We start from the raw sequence: 25,099 nt of genomic DNA, 5'->3' as shown, positions 1-25,099 counted from the left end.
CGTTTACTTTACGCTCACGACTTTTAGCGAAACGCGTAGCAAAACGTGCCCTTCCGATGGCTTCTGTAAAGCGCATCCACAAGAAGTGTCAATTGCGCTTCTGAATTTATTAATAATCAATAAGTTATTTGTCATTCAATTTTTTTGAGCAACCACGTCAATTCTCTTCGATTTTATCTTCCGCTAAAAACCGTGATACTTATCACATCGACGGAACATCGTCCCCTTAACATAATAACCTGCGAGAATTGACCTATGAAAACCATCAAATATGCTGTTGCCGCTGTTGCCCTGTCCGCTCTGTCTTTCGGCGCTTTCGCCGTAGAGCCAGTCTCCTCTACTCAGGCACAGGATCTGAACAAAATCGGGGTGGTGAGTGCTGAAGGCGCGACCACGCTGGACGGTCTGGAAGCAAAACTGGCGGAAAAAGCTGCCGCTGCCGGCGCAAGTGGATACACCATCACCTCCACTAACGGTAATAACAAACTGAGCGGTACTGCGGTTATCTACAAGTAATCGAACAAATTATGCTCCACCCTCACCATACCCTCTGGTGAGATGCTCCAACCCTCATTGACCCTGTTGTTGTTACCCTTGTTTGCCCGTCCGCCACTGGACGGGCTTTTTTTTTGCTTAAAACGACTGCGCCACGCGCTGCAACCCGGCGTCCACGGACGCCACTTCCCCTGCCGCCAGCAGACAGCAGGCCATTTGCAGCTTGATAGACTGCGGAACCGGCACCTTTCCGGCCAGACACTGTACGATCCAGTGCGCGGTGACTTGCGGATCTTTCGACTCAGGCAGGATCACATCGCTGTTCTCTTCCCCACGTTCGAGCACGACCCGCGTCCCGGCAGGCTCAATCAGCATCAGCTGTGGACAACGCTGCGGGTTGGCGTAAACCTCCCCTTCAGTCCCGTGCATCAGCAGCGCTCGCCCGCCGATTTCGGCAAAGAATTGACCGACCCGCGTCACGTACTCCGGATGGGAGACGCTGGAAAGACGCAGCGCGGCGTCTTCGGCAAACGGCGTCGCCAGCTTCGCCAGGGTGTGGGCGCTGTTACGCACCCCCATGCGCCAGCGCATGTCCAGCTGCTTTTCCAGCGGCGGGCAGAGCGCGCGCACGGGAATATAGACCGGCTGGTTCCCCTCCAGCTTTGCCTGCGCCTGGCCAGCATGGAGAGTGGGTTCGATGCCTAATAATTCCAGAATGGTTTCTGTCAGCACGCGCGTCGGATCTTCGCTCACGCCATGCACCACCACCGGGAAACCGAGTTTCTGCAACAGAATAGCCAGCAGCGGCGTGAGGTTTGCCTGCTTACGCGCGCCATTGTAGGTCGGGATCACAATCGGCATCGGCTTCGTGACGGGCGGGGTTAAACGCATCGTCTGCGACTGCATGGCCTCATAAAAACCGCGCATCTCCGCCTCACCTTCCCCTTTGATGCGCAGCGCAATCAGAATGCCGCCCATTTCCAGATCCGGCACGTCGCTATTCAGCATATGCGTGTACAACGCACGGGCCGTTTCCTGGTCCAGATCGCGAGCATGGTTTTTCCCACGCCCTACCTCTTTGATAATTTTGCGGTAATCCACGACATTTCTCCTGACAGCATCATCTTGTTAACAATATAGCCCGATGAACACGCACCCGATAGTGTTTTGTGATCATTATCAACCTGCTGTTTTCAGGTAAAAAAATAAACTCAAGCACTATTTGCATTATTTGTGATTGGAACTAAAGATTCGTACCTGCCCTTTTTTTGATTAAATAAACATCGGAAAGTTATTAAGGGTCAACGGTAAAAACGTCCAGGCAACGTTTTTGCCAGAAACACATTGGGATTTACTATGAACAAGGTTGCATTAGGGTTGTTTATCGCCACAACGGTGGGATGTTCTGCATCCGCATTTGCGGCAACCAACGGTGAAGGGCAGATTAATTTCACCGGAGAAATTATCGATTCTGCTTGCCAGGTCGTGAATGGATTAAGTAATCCATTAGATGTTCAGTGAGGAAAAGTATCTAAAACGGTATTTACCGGCGCAGGCTCTACCAGCACACTCACGAAGTTTGATATTAAGTTAACCAATTGTCCGGAAACCGTAACCTCGGCTGCGATTAACTTCGGTGGTACCCCGGATGCGGATAATAATGCCACGCTGGCATTAACGCCCGATACCGATGCGGCTACTGGTGTAGCTATTCAGCTAATGGATGCTTCCGGGCAGCCTGTCACTCTGTATACCCCTTCGAAGCAATATCCTTTAGCCTCCGGAACGGAGGTTAACGACCTGGAGTTCGGTGCGCGTTATATTCAAACTCAGGCGGCAGTTACTGCGGGCCCTGCTAACTCTGTATCGACCTTCACCGTTATTTATAACTGATCTTATCAATCCTGAGATATTAATGCTCTTGCGGGCATTAATATCTCATCTTTTTATTGAGAAATCTTTATGCGCCACGGTTATTTACTGAGCACTCTTTTACTGGTAGCAGCCTCGGCACAGGCGGGTGTCGTGATCAATGGCACCCGTCTGGTCTATCAGGGAGATAAAAAGGAATCATCTCTTGGTCTTTCAAACCCAGATACCACGGATTATCTGGTGCAGTCCTGGGTCGATTCCGGTGGTAAAAACCTGGCCAAAGCCCCGTTCCTGATCACCCCGCCGCTTTTCCGACTGGATGCGAAAGAAGATAACGTACTACGCGTGGTGCGTACGGGAGGAAATTTACCGGAAGACAGGGAATCTCTGTACTGGCTGAATATTAAAGCGATCCCTTCCTCAAAGCATGTTGAAGGCGTAAATACGCTGCAAATTGCCATTAACACCCGAATTAAATTGCTCTATCGCCCGTCAGCGGTAAAAGGCAAACCAGAAGATATGGCCGATAAACTTGAATGGCATCGCGAAGGGAATGATTTAGTGGTGAACAATCCCACGCCTTTCTATATGAATTTTCAGGCTGTCACCCTGAATGGTCAGAAAATCACGAAAGCCACCTGGGCTGTGCCAAAAACTGAAACGCATTTTGCTTTACCTGGCAATGTCGGAGGCTCGACCGTCGTGTATTCCATTATTACGGATTACGGCAGCATCAGCCAGACATGGTCTAAACCCGTTCATTAATTATATTGCCCGGTAATAAAATCATCATGTACAGCCATAAAAAGCCGTTCACCTGCCGATTTTCGTCATTGCTGATGACTTTTTGTTGCCTGGCAATGGCGATCTTTGCGCAGCAGGTTTTGGCTGATGATTATTTTAACCCTGCCCTGCTGGACATTGATAACCCGCAGCAGGAAAAGACCGATCTGTCTGTCTATGAAAAAGGTCCCGGTCAGGCGCCAGGTAAATATCAGGTCGCGGTATTTATCAATAACAATAAAATTGATACCCGTGACGTGACCTTTAAGATTGTTAAAGATCCACAGGGCACCAGCACACTTCAGCCTTGTTTTACACTGGACGAATTAAAGAGCCTCGGGATCAAAACGCAAAAATATCCGCAGCTGAGGGCAGAAGGTCAATGCGCCGATCTACACGCCATCCCTTCGGCATCCGCGACCTTTCGCGTGCGCAATCAGCAGCTGCTGCTGAGCATTCCGCAAAAGGCGCTCGGACAGGTGCCACGCGGTTACATCGACCCGAAAGAGTTTGACGAAGGGATCAACGCGGGCCTGCTTAATTACAGCGTCAACGCCAGCCAGAGCCATGCGCGCCAGCAGGGTGAAGAGGATAGCAGCAGCCAGTACGTTAACCTGCGTCCCGGCTTCAACCTCGGGGCATGGCGCGTTCGTAACTACTCCACCTGGAATCGCAGCACCACGGGCCACGAGGAGAAACAGAAATTCACCTCCGTTTATACCTATGCGCAACGCGATATGGTGGCGATGAAAAGTGACGTGACGGTGGGCCAAAGCACCTCACCTTCCGACGTTTTTGACAGCGTCCCCTACACCGGCGTGGAGCTGAAATCCGACAACGACATGCTGCCGGACAGCGAAAAAGGCTATGCCCCTATTATTCGCGGCACCGCCCACAGTAACGCGCTGGTGATGGTCCGCCAGAACGGGTACGTGATATATCAGAACACGGTCGCGCCGGGCGCATTCGAAATTAACGACCTCTACCCCACCGGCAGCAGCGGCGACCTCCAGGTCACGGTGAAAGAAACTGACGGCAGCGAAAGTCATTTCGTGGTGCCGTTTGCCTCCGTGCCGGTATTGCAGCGTGAAAAAAACCTGCGCTACAGCGTAACCGCCGGGCGTTATCGCTCTTATGACAAAGACGTTGAAAAGACCCCGTTTGCCCAGGGAAGCGCCATCTACGGTTTACCTCACGGCTTCACGGCCTACGGCGGCGTGCAGCAGAGCAGCCACTATCAGTCCCAGGCGCTCGGCGCCGGGAAAAACATGGGCGATCTCGGGGCGTTCTCCATTGACGTGACCCGCGCCAGAGCCCTGCTGAAAAAACAGCAGTCCAGCAAGGGCCAGTCGTGGCGCGTACGCTACAGCAAAGATTTCGCCGGTTCAGGCACTAACTTTTCGCTTGCGGGCTATCGCTATAACAGCAAGGGGTTTTACACCCTGGACGACACTATGGAATCGTATACCCGCGCCGACGACTGGTCTGCTCCCCAGCAGCGCCGCGCCCGTACAGAAGCCACCATTGACCAGACGCTGCCAGAAGGTTGGGGGTCGGTGACGCTGAGCATGGTGAAGGAAACTTACTGGAGCCAGAGCCAGAACATGACCTCCCTGAGCGTCAGCTACAACAACAGCTGGCACGGCGTGAGCTACAGCCTCAGCTACAGCATGAACAAAAACACCCACGACAGCGATGAAGACGGTAATGAGGTAACAAACGACAACCAGTTCTCGCTGAGCGTTTCGGTTCCGCTGGATCGCTGGATGCATAACACCTGGGCCACGTACAACCTGAACAACACCAAAGATGGCACCACGCAGAACATCGGTCTTAACGGTACGGCGCTGAAAGAAGACAACCTGAACTGGAATATCCAGGAAGGGCTCAGCAGCACCGGCAGCGGTAACTCCACCAGCATCAACGCCGATTACAAAGCGACCTACGGCGAAGTGAGCGCAGGCGTCAGTCAGGATAAGTATCAGCAGACCCTGAACGTCGGTTTGCAGGGCGGCGTGGTGGCCCACGCTAACGGGGTAACCCTGAGCCAGCCGCTCGGTGACACCATCGCGCTGGTGAAAGCGCCGGGTACGCACGGCACCCATATCACCAACCAGACAGGCGTGGAGACTGACTTCCGCGGCTATACCGTCGTGCCGTTCGTGACCGCGTATCGCCATAACACCATCGCACTGGATACCGAAACGCTGCCGGAGGATGCCGACGTCACCCACGCGGCGCAAATTGTGACGCCGACCCGAGGGGCCGTGGTGCGCGCCAGCTTTACTACCCGCGTGGGTAATCGCGTCCTGATGACGCTTACACAAAATGGTAAACCGCTGCCCTTCGGCGCAACGGTCACCACCGGGGATAAGGACAGCGAATTTATTGTCGGAAATGACGGCCAGACTTACCTCTCGGGTCTGCCACAGCAAGGGCATCTCAACGTTTCCTGGGGACAGGAGGCGAGCGAGCACTGCGTCGCTGACTATGCGCTAACGGATGAGAAAGAGAAAACCAGCATCATTAACGCTGCCGCGCAGTGTCATTGATTACCGTTCAGGCTAACGATTATGCAAATGATTAAACAGTGCTTTTTCTTACTGGTTCTGGGAACCGCCGCGTTATTTATGCCGCATGCGAAGGCGACCTGCACCACGCCGGATCTGCCCAAAATGATTAACGTGGCCTCCATCTCTGTCCCGACGACGCTGGCCGTTGGCGCAACTATCCCGGGTACAGAGCAAAGCGTTCATGTTGCCGGGCACTGCGATCAGAGTATTGACAGCGGTCTGGAAATTGTTTCCTGCTACTACGGCACCGGCGCGGAAATTCCTGGGCTCAGGGGCGTTTATGATTCCGGCGTACCGGGGATTGGGGTCGCACTAATGAACGATCAGGGTCAGCGAATCAGCTGAGCAGGCGGAGTACAGTGCGATTCACGCGGAACGCCTGTTGCCTATGTTTCTACCGATGGCACACAGTCGTTTAACTTTGACGTCACGCTTGAACTGGTGAAAACAAGCGACGCCGTGACATCCGGCACGCTGGTGCAGTCTCAGACCGAATTCGGCATTGGCGTTTTTGGCCATGAAGGGATCGGCAGCCCTAATCATATTGCGTATGCAGGTAACGTCATTTTGCATCAGGTCACCTGCTCTGTTTCGCCAAAAAATCTCACCGTTAATTTGGGCGATTTTCCCGTCAGTGATTTTATGAGCGTGGGGTTTTTATCCAGCCCCGCTCAGACGTTTAATATCACCGTTAACTGTGACACAACCGTTCAGCCTGAGCTAAAAATCACCAGTGCAAACGGGTACGAAACGGCATTTGAGGGAGTGATCAAACTGACGAAGCAGACGGGCATGGCAAGGGGCGTCGGGGTAAGAATGCTGTTTGATGACCATATCGCGACCTTTGACTCCTACGTCAACACCCAAAGCCAGGCCGTTGCCAATGAAACGCTGGATATCCCCTTTCAGGTTCGCTACGAGCAGACCAGCGATGTGGTGACGCCCGGCCCCGCCAACACCGTAGCAACCATCACTCTCGCCTATAAGTGACAAACATGAAAAAGACAATCGCGTTTCTGGCGGTGGGCTTACTGGCCCAGGCTCACGCAGACGACATTCAGATCCAGATGACGGGAAATATTTACGCCAATACCTGCGTCATTGACAGCGCCAGCCGCAACCTGACGGTGGACTTAGGCCAGGCGGTGTCGGGCAGTTTTAGAGATGTGGGGGATACCGGCGAGTGGAAAGACTTTTCCCTGTCAGTATCGCACTGCCCAGCCACGCTGGCGCTTGCCACGGCCTTTTTCTATGGCCAGGCAGACAGCGTGCATCCGACCAAATTTGCCAATATCGGTAGCGCAAAGGGACTGGCGCTGGAGCTGGCAGACCGACAGGACAAAATACTGATTGCCCCGCAGGCCGCCTTTAACGCCGCCATCAATCCGAGCGACCACACGGCAACCTTTCCTCTGTCCGCACGCTACTACGCCACCTCAATGCCCGTCACTGCCGGGACGTTCAGCAGCGTGATTCAGGTGACATTCACTTACCAGTAGGACCGCGCCTCTTTGCACGGATGCTTTTTGTACGCCCGGCAGAGGGTTTTGCCGGGCGTTTTTTTACCTCCGGCACTTCTGGCTGCTCAATCGGGAAGATCGGCAGCGCATTCAGCAGCCGCTGGCCATAGTTTTTGGTAAGCAGGCGTTTGTCATAAATCACCACCTCGCCCCAGCATCCGTGGCTACGGATCAGGCGCCCGACCTGCTGGATCAGGTTAAACGACGCCGCAGGCAGGCTTTGCACTTCAAACGGATAACGGTTAAGGCTTTTCAGCCATTCGCCTTCGGTGATCACCACCGGGCTGTCGATGGGCGGGAAGGCAATTTTATGGATATGCACCTGCGTCAGGTAGTCGCCTTTTAAATCCAGCCCTTCCGCAAAGGACTGTAGCCCCACCAGCACGCTACGCTCGCCGTTATCAATGCGTTTACGGTGGGTTTCCACCAGCCGATAGCGCGGCTGATCGCCCTGCACCAGCAGGAGTAAGCGCAGATCGGTGACGTGCTCCAGGAAGCGTTGCATCGCGCGGCCGCTGGCAAACAGCACCAGCATACCGGGGTATTTTTTACTCTCAACCTGCTCGCGGAAGTAGGCCGCCATTTCCGCAATATGCTGCTCTTCGTTATCGATAAGCGGCTCATAGTTCATGCGCGGGATCACCAGCTTGCCCTGCTCACAGTGGTTGAACGGCGAGTCCAGGGCCACAAAACGGTCCCCCGCTTTCTCTTTCAGGCCGCTCATTTCCTGTAACCTTGAGAAGCTGTTCAGGGAACGCAGGGTTGCCGACGTCACTACCACGTGCGGCACGCTGCGCCAGATCAGCTTTTCCAGCTGATCGGCCACGCGGATGCCCACGCAGTGGAAGAACAGATGTACCTGCCCGTCTCGCACTTCGCGGGTGGCCCACTTTGTCACTGGCGCCCCGGACGCCTGCGCCATCGAGGCCAGCCGCCAGAGTTTGCTCTGCGCCTCAAACATGCCCAGCGCGCGGTTCATTTGCAGCAGAATGCGGTGCAAGCGCACCACGTCATGGGTACCGGTTTTCTCGCTGAGATCGTTCAGGAACATCTCCGCCAGCCCGCGCAGCTTTTCAAGGTGCTTCGCCAGCTGCTGGCAAATCTCCATCACTTCCTGTGGCAACTCACCCATCGCAAAGCGGTGTTCCGCTTCCTGGGTGGCGGGGAGATACAGGTTGAGAATGTTATTCAGCGAGGCGATGAGGCCGTACACCTCTTCACAGTGCTCGCTCAACCGCTCCGGGACCGCCAGCGGCGGCGTGGTTTTCGGGCGGAACTGCTCCATGCAGGTTGCCACCAGCTTGCAGAACAGATCGAGTTGCAGGCGAAACCACGGGGCGGTAATTTCTGCACTCATCTCCAGCGCATCCCTCGCCACGTCGGGCAGATGATGACCTTCATCCAGCACCAGCAGCAGGTTTTTGGGCTCCGGCAGGACCGCTTCACTCTCCAGGGCAGCCATCACCAGCGCATGGTTGGCGACAACCACCTCCGCTTCCTGAATCTCACGCCGGGCGACAAAGAACGGGCACTCGCGATAGTAATGACAGTTACGGTTCAGGCAGCTCGCTTTATCGGTGCTGAGCCTGCGCCACAGGTCGTCGCCGATCGCCTGGCTGGTGTGATCCCGCAGGCCGTCCCACCTGTAGCCGTCGAGATCGGCCTTTAGCTTTGCGCACTGCTCCTGCTCCGCCTTGTTGTTTGGCGTCAGCTCGTCATCAAGAAACGCGAGCAGATCCTGCTGGGAGGGTTCACTGCTGGCCAGCGCCGCCAGATTGCGCGGGCAGACGTAGCGCCCGCGACCAAAGGCGGCGGTGAACCGTAAATCGGGGATAATTTTGCGCAGCAGCGGCAAATCTTTGCTGAAGATCTGATCCTGCAAGGCCACGTTAGCGGTACTGACCACCAGCGTTTTGTCTTCTTCCCGCGCGATGGCAATGCCGGGAATGAGATACGACAGGGTTTTCCCGACGCCGGTCGGGGCTTCAATCGCCAGATGTCGTCCGTCGTCCCCGGCGAGCGTTTTGGCCACGTCGGCAATCATCTGCCGCTGCGGGGCTCGGGGGATAAAATCGGGGATCTGCTGTTGTAGCGCCTTATACCATGCGCCAATTTGCGCCTTGAGCGCAGCGGTTAAAGCCATCGGAAAACCTGAAATACTGTATAAACAGCCACTATTGTGGCACTTTCTCTCCGCTGCCGCAAAAAGAAAAGCCCGGCTTTACGACCGGGCTTCCAGATTACTGCGGGTTAGCAGGTTTACGCGGGCGGCGTCGGCGCTGCCCCTCGCCTGCCGGTTTCCCTTCGCCGCTACGCCACGGGTTTTCACCGGCTGGTTTGCTGTCGTTATTACGACGCGGCGGTTTGCCCGAAGATTTCGGCGCGCCACCTTCGGCACGACGCGGCTGCTGACCGCGACCACCGCCACCCTGACCGCGACCGCCGCCCTGACGACCGTTCTGAATTGGCTCAGCTTTGATCGACGGGTCCACTTCATAACCCGGGGTTTCAATGCGCGGGATCTCTTTCTTCAGCAGACGTTCGATGTCGCGCAGCAGCTTGTGTTCATCCACGCAGACCAGAGAAAGCGCTTCCCCGGTTGCCGCCGCACGGCCGGTACGGCCGATACGGTGCACGTAGTCTTCCGGCACGTTTGGCAGCTCGTAGTTCACCACGTGCGGCAGCTCTTCAATGTCCAGGCCACGGGCGGCGATGTCGGTTGCCACCAGCACACGTATGTCGCCGGATTTAAAATCAGCCAGCGCGCGGGTACGCGCACCCTGACTCTTGTTGCCGTGGATCGCCGCGCTGCGAATACCGTCTTTATTCAGCTGTTCCGCCAGGTGGTTAGCGCCGTGCTTGGTGCGGGTAAAGACCAGTACCTGCTGCCAGTTGCCCTGGCCGATCATCTGGGAGAGCAGTTCCCGCTTGCGCTTCTTATCCACAAAGTGCACGTGCTGCGTCACCTGCTCGGAGGCGGTATTGCGGCGCGCGACTTCCACTTCCAGCGGGTTATGCAGCAGCTTTTCCGCCAGTGCCTTGATCTCGTCGGAGAAAGTCGCGGAGAAGAGCAGGTTCTGACGACGCGTCGGCAGCTTCGCCAGCACGCGGCGAATGTCGTGGATGAAGCCCATATCCAGCATACGGTCGGCTTCGTCCAGCACCAGAATTTCGATGTTATCGAGCTTCACCGCGTTCTGGTGTTCCAGATCCAGCAGACGCCCCGGCGTTGCCACCAGCACGTCCACGCCGCCGCGCAGCTTCATCATCTGTGGGTTAATGCTTACCCCGCCGAAAACCACCAGCGAACGAATGTTGAGGTAGCGGCTGTATTCACGCACGTTCTCGCCAATCTGGGCCGCCAGTTCGCGGGTTGGGGTGAGGATCAGCGCACGCACCGGACGACGGCCTTTGGCGTGCGGCTGGTTTTTTACCAACAGCTCCAGCAGCGGCAGGGTAAAGCCTGCGGTCTTACCGGTACCGGTCTGCGCGCTTGCCATCAGGTCACGGCCCTGCAAAACGGCCGGAATGGCCTGCTGCTGGATAGGGGTTGGCTCAACGTAGCCCTGCTCTGCGATGGCGCGCAGAATTTCCGGGTTCAGACCAAGGGAATCAAAAGACATAAAAACTCCGAACCGCCCCGACCATCACAGGTGTAGTTTTCAGGGAGATATAACGAATAGAAGGACAAAAACCACAATGTCGCGAAGGAGCGGAGTGTAGCAGCTTTTGTGACGTGGCGCATAAAATATCCCCGGCGATGACTCGACGTTTGCGCAAATCAGGCATAATCTTAATCAATCGATTGATTAATTTTTAATGCTGCTATGAATACAACCCCAACGACAACCAAAGGCGAACAGGCGAAAAGTCAGCTTATCGCCGCCGCGCTGGCGCAGTTTGGCGAGTATGGTCTGCATGCCACCACGCGGGATATCGCCGCTCAGGCCGGACAGAATATTGCGGCCATCACCTACTATTTTGGCTCAAAAGAGGATTTATACCTTGCCTGCGCCCAGTGGATCGCGGATTTTATCGGCACCAGCTTTCGCCCGCACGTGGAAGAAGCCACCGCGCTGTTCAGCCAGCCAGAGCCTGACCGGGCTGCCATCCGCCAGCTGATCCTTAACGCCTGTCACAACATGATCCGCCTGCTGACGCACGACGATACGCTGAACCTGAGCAAATTTATCTCCCGCGAGCAGCTCTCCCCCACTGCCGCGTACCAGCTGGTGCACGATCAGGTGATCGCCCCGATGCACAGCCATCTGACCCGGCTGATCGCCGCCTATACCGGACGGGACGCCAGCGATACCGACACCATTTTGCATACCCACGCCCTGCTGGGCGAAGTGCTCGCCTTCCGTCTGGGGCGTGAGACCATCCTGTTACGTACGGGCTGGACACAATTCGATGAGGATAAAGCTGCGCAAATTAGCCAGGTCATTACCTGTCACGTTGATCTGATCCTGCAAGGCTTAACGCAAAGGAGCCAGAAGTCATGAAAAAACCTGTCGCCATCATTCTGGTGGTTGTTGTGTTACTTGCTGCGGGAATCGGTGGCTGGCTGTGGTATCAGAGCCAGCAGGATCGTGGCCTGACGCTGTACGGCAACGTGGATATCCGCACCGTGAACATGAGCTTCCGCGTCGGCGGACGGCTGGCCTCGCTGAACGTTGACGAAGGCGATGCCATCAAAGCCGGGCAGACGCTGGGAATGCTGGACAAAGCCCCGTTTGAGAACGCGCTGATGCAGGCAAAAGCAGGCGTCTCCGTCGCACAGGCGCAATACGACCTGATGCTGGCGGGCTACCGTGACGAAGAGATCTCCCAGGCGGCCGCTGCCGTTAAGCAGGCAAAAGCCGCCTATGACTATGCGCAGAATTTCTATAACCGTCAGCAAGGCTTATGGAAAAGCCGTACTATTTCCGCCAACGACCTGGAAAACGCGCGCTCATCCCGCGACCAGGCACAGGCGACGCTGAAATCTGCCCAGGATAAGTTAAGCCAGTACCGCACCGGTAACCGTGCGCAGGACATTGCCCAGGCGAAGGCCAGCCTTGAGCAGGCGCAGGCGCAGTTAGCCCAGGCGGAGCTGGATCTGCACGACACCACGTTAATCGCCCCGTCTGACGGCACGCTGATGACCCGCGCCGTGGAGCCGGGCAGCATGCTCAGCGCGGGCAGCACCGTGTTAACGCTCTCCTTAACCCGTCCGGTGTGGGTGCGCGCTTACATTGATGAGCCAAATCTTGGCCAGATGCAGCCGGGCCGCGAACTGCTGCTCTATACCGACGGTCGCCCGGACAAGCCGTATCACGGCAAAGTGGGCTTCGTCTCCCCTACCGCCGAGTTCACGCCAAAAACCGTTGAAACCCCGGACCTGCGTACCGACCTGGTGTATCGCCTGCGCATCATCGTCACCGATGCGGACGACGCGCTGCGTCAGGGCATGCCTGTTACCGTGACCTTAAACGACGGGGAACGACATGAATGATGCGGTTATCCAGCTCAACAATCTGGTCAAACGCTTCCCGGGAATGGCCAAACCGGCGGTCGCACCGCTGAATTGTACGATTCAGAAAGGCTATGTGACCGGGCTGGTGGGGCCGGACGGCGCGGGTAAAACCACGCTGATGCGGATGCTGGCGGGATTGCTGAAGCCGGATGAAGGCAGTGCCAGCGTGCTTGGCCTCGATCCGATCAAAGACGACGCGGCGCTCCACGGCATGCTCGGCTATATGCCGCAGAAGTTTGGTCTGTACGAAGATCTGACGGTAATGGAAAACCTCAATCTGTATGCCGATCTGCGCAGCGTTACCGGCGAAACCCGGCAGAAAACCTTCCAGCGTCTGCTGGCGTTTACCTCCCTCGGCCCGTTCACCGACCGGCTGGCGGGCAAACTTTCCGGCGGGATGAAGCAGAAGCTGGGGCTGGCCTGCACGCTGGTGGGCGAACCGAAGGTGCTCTTGTTGGATGAACCCGGCGTGGGCGTGGACCCGATTTCCCGCCGCGAGCTGTGGCAGATGGTGCACGAGCTGGCGGGTGACGGCATGCTGATCCTCTGGAGTACCTCTTACCTTGATGAAGCAGAGCAGTGCCGCGACGTGCTGCTGATGAATGAAGGCGAACTGCTCTATCAGGGCGAACCCACCGAGCTGACGCAAACCATGGCCGGGCGCAGTTTTCTGCTGCACAGCGCGCAGGAGTCCAACCGCAAGCTGCTGCAACGGGTACTGAAGCTGCCGCAGGTGAGCGACGGGATGATTCAGGGCCGTTCGGTGCGCGTGATCCTCAAAAAAGAGACTACCGCCGACGATATCCGCCGTGCGCAGGGTATGCCTGAGATCGACATGACAGAGACCGCGCCGCGCTTTGAAGATGCGTTTATCGATCTGCTGGGCGGGGCGGGAACCTCAGAATCACCGCTTGGCGCCATCCTGCACACGGTGGAAGGCACGCCGGGCGAAACGGTCATTGAAGCGAAATCGCTCACCAAAAAATTCGGCGATTTCGCCGCCACCGATAACGTCAATTTTGCCGTGAAGCGCGGCGAGATATTTGGCCTGCTCGGGCCGAACGGCGCGGGGAAATCCACCACCTTTAAAATGATGTGCGGCCTGCTGGTACCAACCTCCGGCAAAGCGCTGGTGCTGAACATGGATCTCAAAGTCAGCTCCGGCAAGGCGCGCCAGCACCTGGGCTATATGGCGCAGAAGTTTTCGCTCTACGGCAACCTGACGGTGGAGCAAAATCTGCGATTTTTCTCCGGCGTCTACGGCCTGCGGGGACGGGCACAGAATGAGAAGATCGGCCGCATGTGCGACGCCTTCGGCCTGACCGATATCGCCTCACACGCTACCGACGCTCTGCCGCTTGGCTTCAAACAGCGGCTGGCGCTGGCCTGCTCACTGATGCACGAGCCGGATATCCTGTTTCTTGATGAACCGACTTCAGGCGTGGACCCCCTCACCCGCCGAGAATTCTGGTTGCATATCAATAGCATGGTGGAAAAAGGCGTGACCGTGATGGTCACCACCCACTTTATGGACGAGGCAGAGTATTGCGACCGCATCGGGCTGGTCTATCGCGGCAAGCTGATTGCCCACGGCACCCCGGATGACCTGAAAGCGCAGGCCGCCGACGACGCGCAGCCAGACCCGACCATGGAGCAGGCGTTTATCACCCTCATCCAAGACTGGGATAAGGAGAATACTCATGCGCAGTAACGCCCTTTCCTGGCGCCGGGTGCGCGCCCTGTGCGTCAAAGAGACGCGGCAGATTGTGCGTGACCCCAGCAGCTGGCTGATTGCGGTGGTGATCCCCCTGCTGCTGCTGTTTATCTTTGGCTACGGCATTAACCTGGACTCCAGCAAGCTGCGGGTCGGGATTTTGCTGGAGCAGCAGAGCGAAGAGGCGCTGGACTTCACCCACGCCATGACCGGCTCGCCCTACATCGATGCCACCATCAGCGACAACCGGCAGGAACTGATCCAGAAAATGCAGGCCGGAAAAATACGCGGTCTGATCGTCATTCCGGTCGATTTTGCCGCCAATATGGCACGCCCGGGCGCCGATGCGCCAATTCAGGTGATCACCGACGGCAGCGAGCCAAACACCGCCAACTTCGTGCAGGGCTACGCGGAGGGTATCTGGCAGCTGTGGCAGATGCAGCGCGCCGAAGACCGGGGGGAAAATTTTGAACCGCTGATTGACGTGCAGACGCGCTACTGGTTTAACCCCGCCGCCATCAGCCAGCATTTTATTATTCCGGGGGCGGTGACGATTATCATGACGGTGATTGGCGCGATCCTCACCTCGCTGGTGATCGCCCGCGAATGGGAGCGCGGCACCATGGAGGCGCTGCTCTCGACCGAAGTGACGCGCGTCGAGCTTTTGCTCTGCAAGCTGATCCCCTACTACTTCCTCGGCATGCTGGCGATGCTGCTCTGTATGCTGGTCTCGGTATTTATTCTTGGCGTGCCGTACCGCGGCTCACTGGTGCTGCTGTTCTTTATTACCAGCCTGTTTTTACTCAGCACGCTGGGGATGGGACTGTTAATTTCCACCGTCACCCGCAACCAGTTTAACGCCGCGCAGGTGGCGCTTAATGCCGCCTTCCTGCCGTCGATTATGCTCTCCGGCTTTATCTTCCAGATAGACAGTATGCCAGCGGTGATCCGCGCCGTGACCTACATCATTCCGGCGCGCTACTTTGTGAGTACCCTGCAAAGCCTGTTCCTGGCGGGGAATATTCCGGTGGTGCTGATCATCAATACCCTGTTTTTGCTGGCGTCGGCGGTGATGTTTATCGGGCTGACGTGGATGAAAACGAAAAGAAGATTAGATTAGCCATCGGATTTTGTAGGTCGGGTAAGCGCAAGCTCCACCCGACAGGAGGACGACGCGATGTTTCACCGTTTATGGACATTGATCCGCAAAGAGCTGCAATCCTTGCTGCGCGAGCCGCAGACCCGCGCCATTCTGGTGCTGCCGGTGCTGCTTCAGGTTGTACTGTTTCCGTTTGCCGCCACGCTGGAGGTTACCAACGCCACCATCGCCATTTACAACGAAGACAACGGCAAGCATTCCGTCGAGCTGACGCAGCGTTTCGCCCGCGCCAAAGCCTTTACCCATGTCCTGCTGCTGCAAAGCCCGCAGGCGATCCAGCCCACCATCGACACGCAGAAAGCATTATTGCTGGTGCGCTTCCCGGCGGACTTCTCTCGCAACCTGGACACCTTCCAGACTGCGCCGATGCAGCTGATCCTCGACGGACGTAACTCCAACAGCGCCCAGATTGCGGCGAACTATTTGCAACAGGTGGTGAAGGATTACCAGCAGGAGCTGATGGCGGGCAAACCCAAACCCAACAACAGCGAGCTGGTGGTGCGCAACTGGTACAACCCGAACCTGGACTACAAATGGTTTGTGGTGCCGTCGCTGATCGCCATGATCACCACCATTGGCGTGATGATTGTCACCTCGCTGTCCGTGGCGCGAGAACGTGAGCAAGGTACGCTGGATCAGCTGCTGGTCTCGCCGCTCGCCACCTGGCAGATATTTGTCGGCAAGGCGGTGCCGGCACTGATTGTCGCGACGTTCCAGGCCACCATCGTGCTGGGGGTAGGAATATGGGCGTACCAGATCCCGTTTGCCGGATCGCTGGCGCTGTTTTACTTCACGATGGTGATTTACGGCCTGTCGCTGGTGGGGTTTGGGCTGCTGATTTCCGCGCTCTGCTCAACGCAGCAGCAGGCGTTTATCGGGGTGTTTGTCTTTATGATGCCGGCGATCTTGCTTTCAGGGTACGTTTCTCCAGTGGAGAACATGCCGGTGTGGTTACAGGATTTGACGTGGATAAACCCGATTCGTCACTTCACGGATATCACCAAGCAAATCTATCTGAAGGATGCGAGTCTGGATATTGTATGGGGAAGTTTGTGGCCGCTACTGGTCATCGCGGCCACAACGGGCTCAGTGGCCTATGCGATGTTTAGACGAAACATCGCGTAGCTTTTTCTCTTTGGTGAGCAATGACACCACCGCAGGCCCTGCGAGGATAGCCAGACCCGCCAGGGCCAGCAGCAGGTTGTTTTGCAGCACGCGTGACAACAGCCACAGGACGATCATTGCCGCACCAAAATACCAGGTGGTGGTGAGCTCTTCGAGCACATCACCCACTTCACGCCAGCGCGCGTCGTGGTGACGCTGTAAAAACAGCATCGACAGCACGGTCACGCCGTAAACCACGCATAACCCTAAGCCGACACGCACCAGCGTGCCGCTCATCCAGCCCATCACCAGTACGGCCACGACCAGTAAATGCAACATTATCTGCCAGCAACTCAAACCGGTTGCGACACGAACGCGTTGTTGCCACTTCATGGCTTCTCTCCTGAAGGATTTTTCTCTGCTAATTCAGACTACCGCACTTTACGGAAAATTCCGTAACGCCGCATCTTTTTGTGACGCCTACTACACTTTATTTTCATCGGGATAGTCACCCAGGAAGGTGTTTATGAGCAAAAAAACGCAGCATTTCTCGCTTAAGGTGCTGACGATAAACATTCATAAGGGCTTCACAGCATTTAACCGCCGCTTCATTTTACCGGAGCTGCGCGACGCGGTACGCACCGTCAGCGCCGATATTGTCTGCCTCCAGGAGGTCATGGGCGCGCACGAAGTGCACCCTATGCATTTCGAAAACTGGCCCGACACGCCCCACTACGAGTTTCTGGCGGATACCATGTGGAGCGATTACGCCTACGGGCGCAATGCGGTCTACCCGGAGGGGCATCACGGTAACGCGGTGCTGTCGCGTTTTCCTATCGAGCATTATGAGAACCGCGACGTCTCCGTTGGCGAGAGCGAAAAACGCGGGCTGTTATACTGTCGTATCACCCCCCCGGCGCTCGATTTTCCCATTCATGTGGGCTGTGTTCATCTTGGCCTGCGTGAAGCCCACCGTCAGGCCCAGCTACAGATGCTGGCAGACTGGACCAATGCGCTGCCGGAGGGCGAGCCCGTAGTGGTGGCCGGTGATTTCAACGACTGGCGACAACGGGCCAACCATCCGCTGAAGGTGAAGGCGGGGCTGGAGGAGATCTTTACCCGCTCACGCGGTCGTCCCGCGCGGACGTTTCCGGTGCGCTTCCCCCTGCTGCGCCTTGACCGCATTTACGTAAAAAATGCCCACGCCAGCAGCCCGACTGCGCTGGCTTTACTCAACTGGCGACATCTCTCCGACCATGCCCCACTCAGCGCGGAGATTCACTTATGAAATGCACATGGCAGGAAGGTAACCGTATTACGCTGCTGGAAAATGGCGATAACTTTTATCCGGCGGTTTTTGAGGCGATTAGCCACGCACAGCAGAAAGTCTTTCTGGAAACGTTTATCTGGTTTGAAGACGACGTGGGCAGGCAGTTGCACAGCGCACTGCTGCATGCCGCCCGTCGCGGTGTAAAAATCGAGGTTCTGCTCGACGGATATGGTTCGCCGGATCTCAGCGACGAATTTGTTAACGAGCTCACCGCCGCAGGGGTGGTGTTCCGCTATTACGATCCCGGCCCGCGTCTGTTCGGCATGCGCACCAACCTGTTCCGTCGAATGCACCGCAAAATTGTGGTGGTGGATGAAACGGTGGCCTTCGTTGGCGGCATTAACTACTCCGCCGAGCATATGTCGGATTACGGTCCCGAAGCTAAACAGGACTACGCGATCCGTATCGAAGGACCGGTGGTTCAGGACATCCAGCTGTTCGTGCTGGAAAACTTACCCGGCAAAGAGGCCGCTCGCCGCTGGTGGCGACGCCGTCATCGCCCGGAAGAGAACCGCAAGCCCGGCGAGGCGCAGGCGCTGTTCGTCTGGCGGGATAACGAGGAGCACCGGGACGATATCGAGCGTCATTACCTGAAGATGCTGGCGAACGCGAAGCGCGAGGTGATTATCGCCAACGCCTATTTCTTCCCTGGTTACCGGATTTTGCACGCCATGCGCAACGCGGCCCGACGCGGCGTGAGCGTGAAGCTTATCGTGCAGGGTGAGCCCGATATGCCGATTGTGAAGGTCGGCGCGCGTCTGCTCTATCGCTATCTGGTCAAAAGCGGCGTGCAGATCTATGAATATCGCCGCCGCCCGCTGCACGGCAAAGTCGCCGTGATGGATGACCACTGGGCGACCGTTGGCTCCAGCAACCTCGATCCGCTGAGCTTATCGCTCAATCTGGAAGCGAACCTGATCATTCACGATCGCCAGTTTAATCAGACCCTGCGCGATAACCTTCAGGGTCTTATCAATAAAGACTGCGTGCGTGTGGATGAGTCCATGGTGCCGAAACGGAGCTGGTGGAACGTGGGCATCGGCGTGGTGGTGTTCCACTTCCTGCGCCACTTCCCGGCCATGGTGGGCTGGCTGCCCGCGCATACGCCGAAACTGGCGCTGGTGGATCCGCCTGTGCAACCCGAAATGGAAACCCAGGACCGCGTAGAGGCGGAAGATGGAGGGAAAACCTGATGTCGAAATCTCATCCTCGCTGGCGGCTGGCGAAAAAAATCCTGACCTGGCTGTTCTTCATTGCCGTCGCGGTCCTGCTGGTGGTGTATGCCCAAAAGGTGGACTGGGAAGAGGTGTGGAAAGTTATTCGCAACTACAACCGGACAGTCCTGCTGGGGGCCGTTGGGCTGGTGATTGTGAGCTACCTGATGTACGGCTGCTATGACCTGCTGGGACGTGCCTACTGCGGGCATAAGCTTGCCAAACGGCAGGTTATGCTGGTGTCATTCATCTGCTACGCCTTTAACCTGACGCTGAGCACCTGGGTGGGCGGGATTGGTATGCGCTATCGCCTGTACTCCCGCCTTGGCTTACCGGGCGGCACCATCACGCGTATTTTCTCCTTAAGCATCACCACCAACTGGCTGGGGTATATCCTGCTGGGCGGGGTGATTTTCACCATCGGCGTGGTGCAGCTGCCTGCGCACTGGTACATCGATGAGGCTACCCTGCGCATCCTGGGCATCGTACTGCTGCTGATCATCGCCGCCTACCTGTGGGCCTGCGCCTTTGCCAAACGTCGTCACATGACCATTAAAGGCCAGAAGCTGGTGCTGCCGTCATGGAAGTTTGCCGTCCTGCAAATGGTGGTTTCCAGCGCTAACTGGATGGCGATGGGGGCCATTATCTGGCTGTTGATTGGCGAAGATGTGAACTACTTCTTCGTGCTGGGCGTGCTGCTGGTAAGCAGTATTGCCGGGGTGATTGTGCATATTCCGGCGGGTATTGGCGTACTGGAGGCGGTGTTTATCGCGCTGCTTGCGGGGGAGCATGTGTCTCACGGGACGATTATCGCCGCCCTGCTCGCGTACCGCATGATCTACTACTTCCTGCCGCTGGCGCTGGCAACGGTCTGTTATCTGGTGCTGGAGAGTCGGGCGAAGAAGCTGCGCGCGAAGAATGAGAGGATGTTGGCGAAGTGAATAAGTCGGGTGGCGGCTTCGCCTTACCCGACCTACGGTTCGCCTTTCGTAGGCCGGGTAAGGCGAAGCCGCCACCCGGCATAACAATCCTAGCGACGGTTGCCAAAAATACGCAGCAGCATCAGGAACAGGTTGATGAAGTCCAGATAAAGCGTCAGCGCGCCCAGAATCGAGTATTTGCGCAGGTTTGAACTGTCGCGAACATCAATTTGTTCACCGATGTTTTTCAGCTTCTGGGTGTCGTAAGCGGTTAAGCCCACGAAGATCACCACCCCGATATAGGTCACCGCCCACATCAGCGCGTCACTCTTCAGCCACAGGTTCACCAGCGACGCCAGCACGATCCCTATCAGCCCCATAAACAGCATGTTGCCGAAGCCGCTCAGGTCACGTTTGGTGGTGTACCCGTACAGGCTCATCACACCGAACATCCCGCCAGTCACCACAAAGGTGCTGGCGATGGAAGAGTAGGTGTAAACGATGAAAATACTGGAAAGCGTCAGCCCGGTCAGCGCCGAATAGAGCATAAACAGCGTGGTCGCCATACCTGCGCTGAGCTTGTGCACCAGCCCGGAGAGCACGAACACCAGCGCCAGTTGCGCAATAATCAGCCCAAAGAAGGTGATTTTGCTGGAGAAGATAAACATCATCAGTTCAGGCGTGTTTGCCGCATACCACGCGATAAACGCGGTAAGCAGCAGGCCAACCGTCATCCAGCCATACACCTGAGCCATGTAGGTTTGCAGCCCGCTACGGGTCTGCTGAACTATCGAATCGGAACGCGGAAATCGGTCCATGATTCACTCCTGATTAAGTAAACACACACGTTAAGAGTAACACATCCGCGTAAACCAACTACCAACGGCTGGCGGCATGTTTATCGCTGTCGCGTGATTCCACCCAGCGCTCACCTTCCGGCGTCGCTTCACGCTTCCAGAACGGCGCTTTGGTTTTAAGGTAATCCATGATGAACTCCCCCGCCGCAAAAGCACTCCCGCGATGGGCGCTGGTGACGCCGACAAACACAATCTCTTCGCCGGGCCACATTTCGCCGATGCGATGGATAACCGTAACGCGCCCCAGCGGCCAGCGGCCTCGCGCCTCTTCGACAATGGCCGCCAGCGATTTTTCGGTCATTCCCGGATAGTGCTCCAGCGTCAGCGCTTTTACGCTGTCCCCGAGATTATGATTACGCACTTTCCCGGTAAACGTCACGACCGCGCCGTCTTCGTCGAGCCCGGCCAGCCAGTCATATTCCGTGCCCACGTTAAAACGCTCATGGCCGACCAGAATTCGGGTTTCCGTCATCTTAACCCCCTGTGACCGGCGGGAAGAAGGCCACTTCGTCCCCATCGGCCAGCGGGTGGGTCAACTCCACCAGCGTCTGGTTCACGGCGGCCAGCAGTTTGCCTTCGTCCAGCGCCAGCGCCCAGCGGTCGCCTTGCGCCGCCAGATGCGCACGCAGGGCGGCGACATTTTCGAAAGCGCCGTCCAGCGTCAGGCTGTCGGTATTGACCAGCTCACGCACCTGGGCAAAAAAGAGCACCTTAATCATGGCTTTCCACCTTAAAATCACCGGATTTGCCGCCGCTTTTTGCCAGCAGACGCACCGGGCCAATCACCATATCTTTCTGCACCGCTTTACACATATCGTAGATGGTCAGCGCCGCCACGGAGGCCGCCGTCAACGCCTCCATCTCCACGCCGGTTTTCCCGGTTAAGCGGCACAGGGACTCGATACGCACGCGGTTATGCTCCGGCTGTGCCTGCAAATTTACCTCCACTTTGCTGAGCATCAGCGGATGGCAGAGCGGGATGAGGTCCCAGGTACGTTTAGCGGCCTGAATACCGGCGATGCGGGCGGTGGCAAACACATCACCCTTGTGATGGCTACCGTCGATAATCATCGCCAGCGTCTCCGGCAGCATGGTGACGAACGCTTCAGCACGCGCCTCGCGCACCGTTTCGGCTTTGGCGGAGACATCCACCATATGCGCTTCGCCAGCGGCGTTAATGTGGGTCAGTTGTGACATAGCTTATTTCTTTAAATGGGGATGGAAATTACACGGACGGGTACGGGCATCCAGCTGCGGGGCAATAATGTTTTCCCACGCGGTGCGGCAGGCTTTGGTCGACCCCGGCATGGCGAAGATCAGCGTCTTGTTCGCCACCCCCGCGACGGCACGGGACTGAAGCGTAGAGGTGCCAATCTCTTCAAACGAGAGCATGCGGAACACTTCGCCGAAGCCTTCCACTTCGCGATCGAACAACGGGAGCAGCGCTTCCGGCGCCTGGTCGCCTGCGGTAAAGCCGGTACCGCCAGTGATCAGCACCACCTGGACGTCATCACCCGCAATCCACTGTGAGACCTGAGCGCGAATGGCGTAACGGTTTTCTTTGACGATCGCTTTATCAACAATCTGGTGTCCGGCTTCGTGTGCCGCCTCGCGCAGCCAGTGGCCAGAGGTATCATCCTCTTCACCACGACGTTCGGAAACGGTAAGAATAGCAATGCGTGTCGGGATAAATTCCGCGCTTACCTGACTCATCTTCTGGTTCCTTCTAAAGCCTGATTACCCGCCGATATAGGACAGGTTCTGAGTAATGCCGGTGTTGCCCTGATGCAGGAAATGGGTCTGCTTTTTGTGCGTCAGCGCCTCGGAAATACGTGCTTCAAGCGCGTCCTGCTGGGCGTCATCTTCCAGCAAATCGCGCAGATCGACGCCGCCATCCCCGAACAGGCAAAGATGGAGCTTGCCGACGGAGGAGACGCGCAGGCGGTTGCAGCTGGCACAGAAGTCTTTTTCATAGGGCATGATCAGGCCGATTTCGCCTTCATAATCCGGATGACAAAAGACCTGCGCCGGGCCATCGCTGCGCTGGCGGATCTGGTGGATCCAGCCGCGTTTCAGCAGTTCGTCGCGCAGAACCATGCCGGAGATATGATGGCGACGGAACAGCTCACTGCCCTCCCCGGTCTCCATCAGCTCAATAAAACGCAGTTGAATGCGGCGCGGTTTGATCCACGCCAGGAATGTGTCCAGCTGATGGTGGTTCACATCACGCATCAACACGGTGTTGACTTTGACCTTGTCGAAACCGGCGGTGAACGCGGCATCGATGCCGTCCATCACCTGCTGGAACTTGTCCTGGCCGGTAATGGCGTGGAACTGACGGGCGTCCAGGCTATCGACGCTGACGTTGATCGCCGTCAGCCCCGCATCGCGCCAGTTCGCCACGTCACGCGCCATGCGGTAACCGTTGGTGGTCACCGCGATCTGGCGGATACGTTCGTTTTCACGCACGGCGGCAATGATGTCAGGGAAATCACGGCGCAGGGAGGGCTCTCCCCCGGTAAGACGCACTTTTTCCGTGCCAAGTTCAGAGAACGCGCGCGTGACGCGGCGTACTTCATCCACGGAGAGAAAGCCGTTATTGGTGACGCTGCCCGGCTTGTAGCCATCGGGCAGGCAGTAGGTGCAACGGAAGTTACACACGTCGGTAATCGACAAACGTAAGTAGAAAAACTTACGCGCGAAAGCATCAGTAAGTTGTGAAGCCATGTACACCTTTCCAGATCGGGAGGCACAGTCATTTCTTTCTGTACCCTGGTGGCAAATCCGCCACGGCCAGGGCGCCATATCTCTCGACACAGGCGCCAGGGCTAGAGTGTATGTTTTCAGTTTTGAAAACGTGGTTATGGCGATAGTAGCGTGGAAATCGCCACTTCGCCATTGTCGCTTTTCGCTATATAAATTTATATATAACGATGTTATCGTGCATTTTCACTACAGAATACGCAAAAACAGCGCTTTCGCATTGATATACGTCATTATGGTTTGTGAGAGGCATCGTCTTTTAGGAGTAGTTGCGTTACTGTGACGCAAGCTTAACAGGATAAGGAATAGGTATGCGCAATCGCACTTTTGCGGATCTGGACCGTGTGGTCGCTCTTGGCGGAGGTCACGGTCTGGGACGAGTGATGTCGTCGTTATCGTCATTGGGCTCGCGCCTGACGGGCATCGTGACAACAACGGACAACGGCGGCTCAACCGGGCGGATCCGACGCGCTGAAGGCGGGATTGCCTGGGGTGACATGCGCAATTGCCTCAACCAGCTTATCACGGAGCCAAGCGTGGCCTCGGCGATGTTTGAGTACCGTTTTGGCGGAAATGGTGAACTTTCAGGCCATAACCTTGGAAATCTGATGTTAAAGGCGCTGGATCACCTGAGCGTGCGCCCTCTGGAAGCGATCAATTTAATTCGTAACCTGTTAAAGGTGGATGCATTCCTGATCCCGATGTCCGAACAGCCGGTGGATTTAATGGCGATCGATGCCGACGATCACGAAGTGTATGGTGAAGTGAATATCGACCAGCTTCTTCTTCCGCCAAAAGAGCTAATGACCTACCCCAGCGTACCCGCAACGCGTGAAGCGGTAGAAGCGATTGCCGAGGCCGATCTGATCCTGATTGGGCCGGGAAGTTTTTATACCAGCCTGATGCCGATCCTGCTGGTGAAAGAGCTGGCGCAGGCGCTGCGCAGAACGCCTGCGCCCATGGTCTATATCGGTAATTTAGGCCGCGAACTCAGCCCGGCGGCGGCAAGCCTGTCGCTGGCGGATAAGCTGGACCTGATGGAACAGTACGTTGGTAAGAAAATTATCGATGGTGTCGTGGTCGGGCCGAAAGTGGATGTATCGGGGATTGGCGATCGCGTGGTGGTGCAGGAGCCGCTGGAAGCCAGCGATATTAAATATCGCCACGACCGCCATTTGCTGCGCGAGGCGCTGGAAAAGGCGATTCAGGCATTAGGTTAACAAAAACCCCGGTGGCGCTGCGCTTACCGGGGCTACAAAAGACGCTAAACCTGTAGG

General features: G+C 56.7%; 23 protein-coding genes, 2 pseudogenes and 1 riboswitch. Of the genes and pseudogenes, 15 read left to right on the top strand and 10 right to left on the bottom strand.

Annotation, left to right across the window (positions count from 1 at the left end; all coding sequences use genetic code 11):
* Positions 1 to 255: 255 nt before the first annotated feature.
* Positions 256 to 516: a DUF1471 family protein YbiJ gene (gene ybiJ, locus AC4OVU_RS07335; RefSeq protein ID WP_003858474.1), complete on the top strand. Its 261-nt coding sequence runs from the start codon at positions 256 to 258 to the stop codon at positions 514 to 516.
* A 117-nt stretch (positions 517 to 633) separates the two neighbouring features.
* On the opposite strand, the gene ybiB is transcribed toward ybiJ, so the two are convergent.
* On the bottom strand, positions 634 to 1,596 hold the full coding sequence (gene ybiB, locus AC4OVU_RS07330; protein WP_104879823.1) for a DNA-binding protein YbiB: 963 nt from the start codon (positions 1,594 to 1,596) through the stop codon (positions 634 to 636).
* A 255-nt stretch (positions 1,597 to 1,851) separates the two neighbouring features.
* Here ybiB and AC4OVU_RS07325 point away from each other — a divergent pair.
* The 5 genes and pseudogenes from AC4OVU_RS07325 (at position 1,852) to AC4OVU_RS07305 (ending at position 7,222) form a co-directional block, all read left to right on the top strand.
* Positions 1,852 to 2,388, top strand: a pseudogene (locus AC4OVU_RS07325) (fimbrial protein).
* A gap of 69 nt (positions 2,389 to 2,457) precedes the next feature.
* Complete coding sequence (locus AC4OVU_RS07320) at positions 2,458 to 3,132, top strand: fimbrial biogenesis chaperone (protein WP_032647779.1); 675 nt, start codon at positions 2,458 to 2,460, stop codon at positions 3,130 to 3,132.
* Positions 3,133 to 3,158: 26 nt separating this feature from the next.
* A complete protein-coding gene (locus tag AC4OVU_RS07315) occupies positions 3,159 to 5,702 on the top strand; it encodes a fimbria/pilus outer membrane usher protein (protein ID WP_139157024.1) in 2,544 nt (847 codons plus the stop codon).
* Between the two features lie 21 nt (positions 5,703 to 5,723).
* Positions 5,724 to 6,713 (top strand): annotated as a pseudogene (locus AC4OVU_RS07310) (fimbrial protein).
* A gap of 5 nt (positions 6,714 to 6,718) precedes the next feature.
* Entirely contained in the window at positions 6,719 to 7,222 is a 504-nt protein-coding gene (locus AC4OVU_RS07305) for a fimbrial protein (RefSeq protein ID WP_015571072.1), read from the top strand.
* On the opposite strand, the gene dinG is transcribed toward AC4OVU_RS07305, so the two are convergent.
* Positions 7,209 to 9,386, bottom strand: coding sequence for an ATP-dependent DNA helicase DinG (dinG, locus tag AC4OVU_RS07300; RefSeq protein ID WP_015571073.1), 2,178 nt, complete (start codon positions 9,384 to 9,386; stop codon positions 7,209 to 7,211). The genes AC4OVU_RS07305 and dinG overlap by 14 nt on opposite strands.
* 97 nt (positions 9,387 to 9,483) lie before the next feature.
* Positions 9,484 to 10,866 carry an ATP-dependent RNA helicase RhlE gene (rhlE, locus tag AC4OVU_RS07295; RefSeq protein ID WP_017693771.1) on the bottom strand — a complete coding sequence of 461 codons (1,383 nt, stop codon included), beginning with the start codon at positions 10,864 to 10,866 and terminating at the stop codon, positions 9,484 to 9,486.
* A gap of 204 nt (positions 10,867 to 11,070) precedes the next feature.
* Here rhlE and cecR point away from each other — a divergent pair, with 204 nt between their 5' ends.
* Genes cecR through AC4OVU_RS07270 form a run of 5 tightly spaced genes read left to right on the top strand, consistent with a single transcriptional unit; the run spans position 11,071 to position 16,759 of the window.
* Positions 11,071 to 11,748, top strand: a complete 678-nt coding sequence (gene cecR, locus AC4OVU_RS07290) for a transcriptional regulator CecR (RefSeq protein WP_003858489.1) — start codon at positions 11,071 to 11,073, stop codon at positions 11,746 to 11,748.
* On the top strand, positions 11,745 to 12,740 hold the full coding sequence (hlyD, locus tag AC4OVU_RS07285) for a secretion protein HlyD (protein ID WP_017384929.1): 996 nt from the start codon (positions 11,745 to 11,747) through the stop codon (positions 12,738 to 12,740). Before cecR ends, hlyD begins: the two co-directional genes overlap by 4 nt.
* Positions 12,733 to 14,472, top strand: coding sequence for an ATP-binding cassette domain-containing protein (locus AC4OVU_RS07280; protein WP_110292730.1), 1,740 nt, complete (start codon positions 12,733 to 12,735; stop codon positions 14,470 to 14,472). The genes hlyD and AC4OVU_RS07280 overlap by 8 nt, the downstream gene beginning before the upstream one ends.
* Positions 14,462 to 15,595: an ABC transporter permease gene (locus tag AC4OVU_RS07275; protein WP_047727973.1), complete on the top strand. Its 1,134-nt coding sequence runs from the start codon at positions 14,462 to 14,464 to the stop codon at positions 15,593 to 15,595. Before AC4OVU_RS07280 ends, AC4OVU_RS07275 begins: the two co-directional genes overlap by 11 nt.
* Positions 15,596 to 15,652: 57 nt before the next feature.
* On the top strand, positions 15,653 to 16,759 hold the full coding sequence (locus tag AC4OVU_RS07270; RefSeq protein ID WP_022647506.1) for an ABC transporter permease: 1,107 nt from the start codon (positions 15,653 to 15,655) through the stop codon (positions 16,757 to 16,759).
* Here the strand turns inward: AC4OVU_RS07270 and AC4OVU_RS07265 are convergent.
* The gene (locus AC4OVU_RS07265) at positions 16,721 to 17,131 is read right to left on the bottom strand and encodes a YbhQ family protein (RefSeq protein ID WP_003858499.1); all 411 of its coding nucleotides are present in this window, start codon (positions 17,129 to 17,131) and stop codon (positions 16,721 to 16,723) included. The genes AC4OVU_RS07270 and AC4OVU_RS07265 overlap by 39 nt on opposite strands.
* 133 nt (positions 17,132 to 17,264) lie before the next feature.
* Here AC4OVU_RS07265 and AC4OVU_RS07260 point away from each other — a divergent pair, with 133 nt between their 5' ends.
* The 3 genes from AC4OVU_RS07260 to AC4OVU_RS07250 are packed head-to-tail and all read left to right on the top strand — an operon-like array spanning position 17,265 to position 20,223.
* Positions 17,265 to 18,026: an endonuclease/exonuclease/phosphatase family protein gene (locus AC4OVU_RS07260; protein ID WP_017384933.1), complete on the top strand. Its 762-nt coding sequence runs from the start codon at positions 17,265 to 17,267 to the stop codon at positions 18,024 to 18,026.
* Positions 18,023 to 19,261 (top strand): cardiolipin synthase ClsB, encoded by a 1,239-nt coding sequence (clsB, locus tag AC4OVU_RS07255; RefSeq protein ID WP_015571079.1) that lies wholly within the window; start codon positions 18,023 to 18,025, stop codon positions 19,259 to 19,261. Before AC4OVU_RS07260 ends, clsB begins: the two co-directional genes overlap by 4 nt.
* The gene (locus tag AC4OVU_RS07250; protein ID WP_015571080.1) at positions 19,261 to 20,223 is read left to right on the top strand and encodes a lysylphosphatidylglycerol synthase domain-containing protein; all 963 of its coding nucleotides are present in this window, start codon (positions 19,261 to 19,263) and stop codon (positions 20,221 to 20,223) included. The genes clsB and AC4OVU_RS07250 overlap by 1 nt, the downstream gene beginning before the upstream one ends.
* Before the next feature lie 89 nt (positions 20,224 to 20,312).
* Here the strand turns inward: AC4OVU_RS07250 and AC4OVU_RS07245 are convergent, their stop codons facing one another.
* The 6 genes from AC4OVU_RS07245 to moaA all read right to left on the bottom strand — a co-directional run bounded on the left by AC4OVU_RS07245 (position 20,313) and on the right by moaA (position 23,786).
* Positions 20,313 to 21,020: a Bax inhibitor-1/YccA family protein gene (locus tag AC4OVU_RS07245; protein WP_015571081.1), complete on the bottom strand. Its 708-nt coding sequence runs from the start codon at positions 21,018 to 21,020 to the stop codon at positions 20,313 to 20,315.
* Positions 21,021 to 21,078: 58 nt separating this feature from the next.
* Positions 21,079 to 21,531, bottom strand: coding sequence for a molybdopterin synthase catalytic subunit MoaE (gene moaE / locus AC4OVU_RS07240; RefSeq protein WP_047728023.1), 453 nt, complete (start codon positions 21,529 to 21,531; stop codon positions 21,079 to 21,081).
* A gap of 1 nt (position 21,532) precedes the next feature.
* On the bottom strand, positions 21,533 to 21,778 hold the full coding sequence (moaD, locus tag AC4OVU_RS07235; RefSeq protein WP_040117401.1) for a molybdopterin synthase sulfur carrier subunit: 246 nt from the start codon (positions 21,776 to 21,778) through the stop codon (positions 21,533 to 21,535).
* On the bottom strand, positions 21,771 to 22,256 hold the full coding sequence (gene moaC / locus AC4OVU_RS07230) for a cyclic pyranopterin monophosphate synthase MoaC (protein WP_006809528.1): 486 nt from the start codon (positions 22,254 to 22,256) through the stop codon (positions 21,771 to 21,773). The genes moaD and moaC overlap by 8 nt, the downstream gene beginning before the upstream one ends.
* A 3-nt stretch (positions 22,257 to 22,259) precedes the next feature.
* Positions 22,260 to 22,772 carry a molybdenum cofactor biosynthesis protein B gene (gene moaB / locus AC4OVU_RS07225; RefSeq protein ID WP_015571084.1) on the bottom strand — a complete coding sequence of 171 codons (513 nt, stop codon included), beginning with the start codon at positions 22,770 to 22,772 and terminating at the stop codon, positions 22,260 to 22,262.
* 24 nt (positions 22,773 to 22,796) lie between these two features.
* On the bottom strand, positions 22,797 to 23,786 hold the full coding sequence (gene moaA / locus AC4OVU_RS07220) for a GTP 3',8-cyclase MoaA (RefSeq protein WP_017384935.1): 990 nt from the start codon (positions 23,784 to 23,786) through the stop codon (positions 22,797 to 22,799).
* A riboswitch (molybdenum cofactor riboswitch) is annotated at positions 23,774 to 23,907 on the bottom strand. (Overlaps the previous gene by 13 nt.)
* A gap of 226 nt (positions 23,908 to 24,133) precedes the next feature.
* Here moaA and yvcK point away from each other — a divergent pair.
* Positions 24,134 to 25,042, top strand: a complete 909-nt coding sequence (gene yvcK / locus AC4OVU_RS07215) for a uridine diphosphate-N-acetylglucosamine-binding protein YvcK (RefSeq protein ID WP_017384936.1) — start codon at positions 24,134 to 24,136, stop codon at positions 25,040 to 25,042.
* Positions 25,043 to 25,099 lie beyond the last annotated feature (57 nt).

The sequence above is a fragment of the Enterobacter sp. 6722112 genome (genome assembly GCF_058661685.1).
This window is presented reverse-complemented; position numbering and strand designations above follow the sequence as displayed.

What these genes read in the sequence shown, in the direction of transcription:
- ybiJ (WP_003858474.1), top strand. Translation starts at nt 256, where the DNA reads ATGAAAACCATCAAATATGCTGTTGCCGCTGTTGCCCTGTCCGCTCTG.
- AC4OVU_RS07320 (WP_032647779.1), top strand. Translation starts at nt 2,458, where the DNA reads ATGCGCCACGGTTATTTACTGAGCACTCTTTTACTGGTAGCAGCCTCG.
- AC4OVU_RS07315 (WP_139157024.1), top strand. Translation starts at nt 3,159, where the DNA reads ATGTACAGCCATAAAAAGCCGTTCACCTGCCGATTTTCGTCATTGCTG.
- AC4OVU_RS07305 (WP_015571072.1), top strand. Translation starts at nt 6,719, where the DNA reads ATGAAAAAGACAATCGCGTTTCTGGCGGTGGGCTTACTGGCCCAGGCT.
- dinG (WP_015571073.1), bottom strand. Translation starts at nt 9,386, where the DNA reads ATGGCTTTAACCGCTGCGCTCAAGGCGCAAATTGGCGCATGGTATAAG.
- rhlE (WP_017693771.1), bottom strand. Translation starts at nt 10,866, where the DNA reads ATGTCTTTTGATTCCCTTGGTCTGAACCCGGAAATTCTGCGCGCCATC.
- cecR (WP_003858489.1), top strand. Translation starts at nt 11,071, where the DNA reads ATGAATACAACCCCAACGACAACCAAAGGCGAACAGGCGAAAAGTCAG.
- hlyD (WP_017384929.1), top strand. Translation starts at nt 11,745, where the DNA reads ATGAAAAAACCTGTCGCCATCATTCTGGTGGTTGTTGTGTTACTTGCT.
- AC4OVU_RS07280 (WP_110292730.1), top strand. Translation starts at nt 12,733, where the DNA reads ATGAATGATGCGGTTATCCAGCTCAACAATCTGGTCAAACGCTTCCCG.
- AC4OVU_RS07275 (WP_047727973.1), top strand. Translation starts at nt 14,462, where the DNA reads ATGCGCAGTAACGCCCTTTCCTGGCGCCGGGTGCGCGCCCTGTGCGTC.
- AC4OVU_RS07270 (WP_022647506.1), top strand. Translation starts at nt 15,653, where the DNA reads ATGTTTCACCGTTTATGGACATTGATCCGCAAAGAGCTGCAATCCTTG.
- AC4OVU_RS07265 (WP_003858499.1), bottom strand. Translation starts at nt 17,131, where the DNA reads ATGAAGTGGCAACAACGCGTTCGTGTCGCAACCGGTTTGAGTTGCTGG.
- AC4OVU_RS07260 (WP_017384933.1), top strand. Translation starts at nt 17,265, where the DNA reads ATGAGCAAAAAAACGCAGCATTTCTCGCTTAAGGTGCTGACGATAAAC.
- clsB (WP_015571079.1), top strand. Translation starts at nt 18,023, where the DNA reads ATGAAATGCACATGGCAGGAAGGTAACCGTATTACGCTGCTGGAAAAT.
- AC4OVU_RS07250 (WP_015571080.1), top strand. Translation starts at nt 19,261, where the DNA reads ATGTCGAAATCTCATCCTCGCTGGCGGCTGGCGAAAAAAATCCTGACC.
- AC4OVU_RS07245 (WP_015571081.1), bottom strand. Translation starts at nt 21,020, where the DNA reads ATGGACCGATTTCCGCGTTCCGATTCGATAGTTCAGCAGACCCGTAGC.
- moaE (WP_047728023.1), bottom strand. Translation starts at nt 21,531, where the DNA reads ATGACGGAAACCCGAATTCTGGTCGGCCATGAGCGTTTTAACGTGGGC.
- moaD (WP_040117401.1), bottom strand. Translation starts at nt 21,778, where the DNA reads ATGATTAAGGTGCTCTTTTTTGCCCAGGTGCGTGAGCTGGTCAATACC.
- moaC (WP_006809528.1), bottom strand. Translation starts at nt 22,256, where the DNA reads ATGTCACAACTGACCCACATTAACGCCGCTGGCGAAGCGCATATGGTG.
- moaB (WP_015571084.1), bottom strand. Translation starts at nt 22,772, where the DNA reads ATGAGTCAGGTAAGCGCGGAATTTATCCCGACACGCATTGCTATTCTT.
- moaA (WP_017384935.1), bottom strand. Translation starts at nt 23,786, where the DNA reads ATGGCTTCACAACTTACTGATGCTTTCGCGCGTAAGTTTTTCTACTTA.
- yvcK (WP_017384936.1), top strand. Translation starts at nt 24,134, where the DNA reads ATGCGCAATCGCACTTTTGCGGATCTGGACCGTGTGGTCGCTCTTGGC.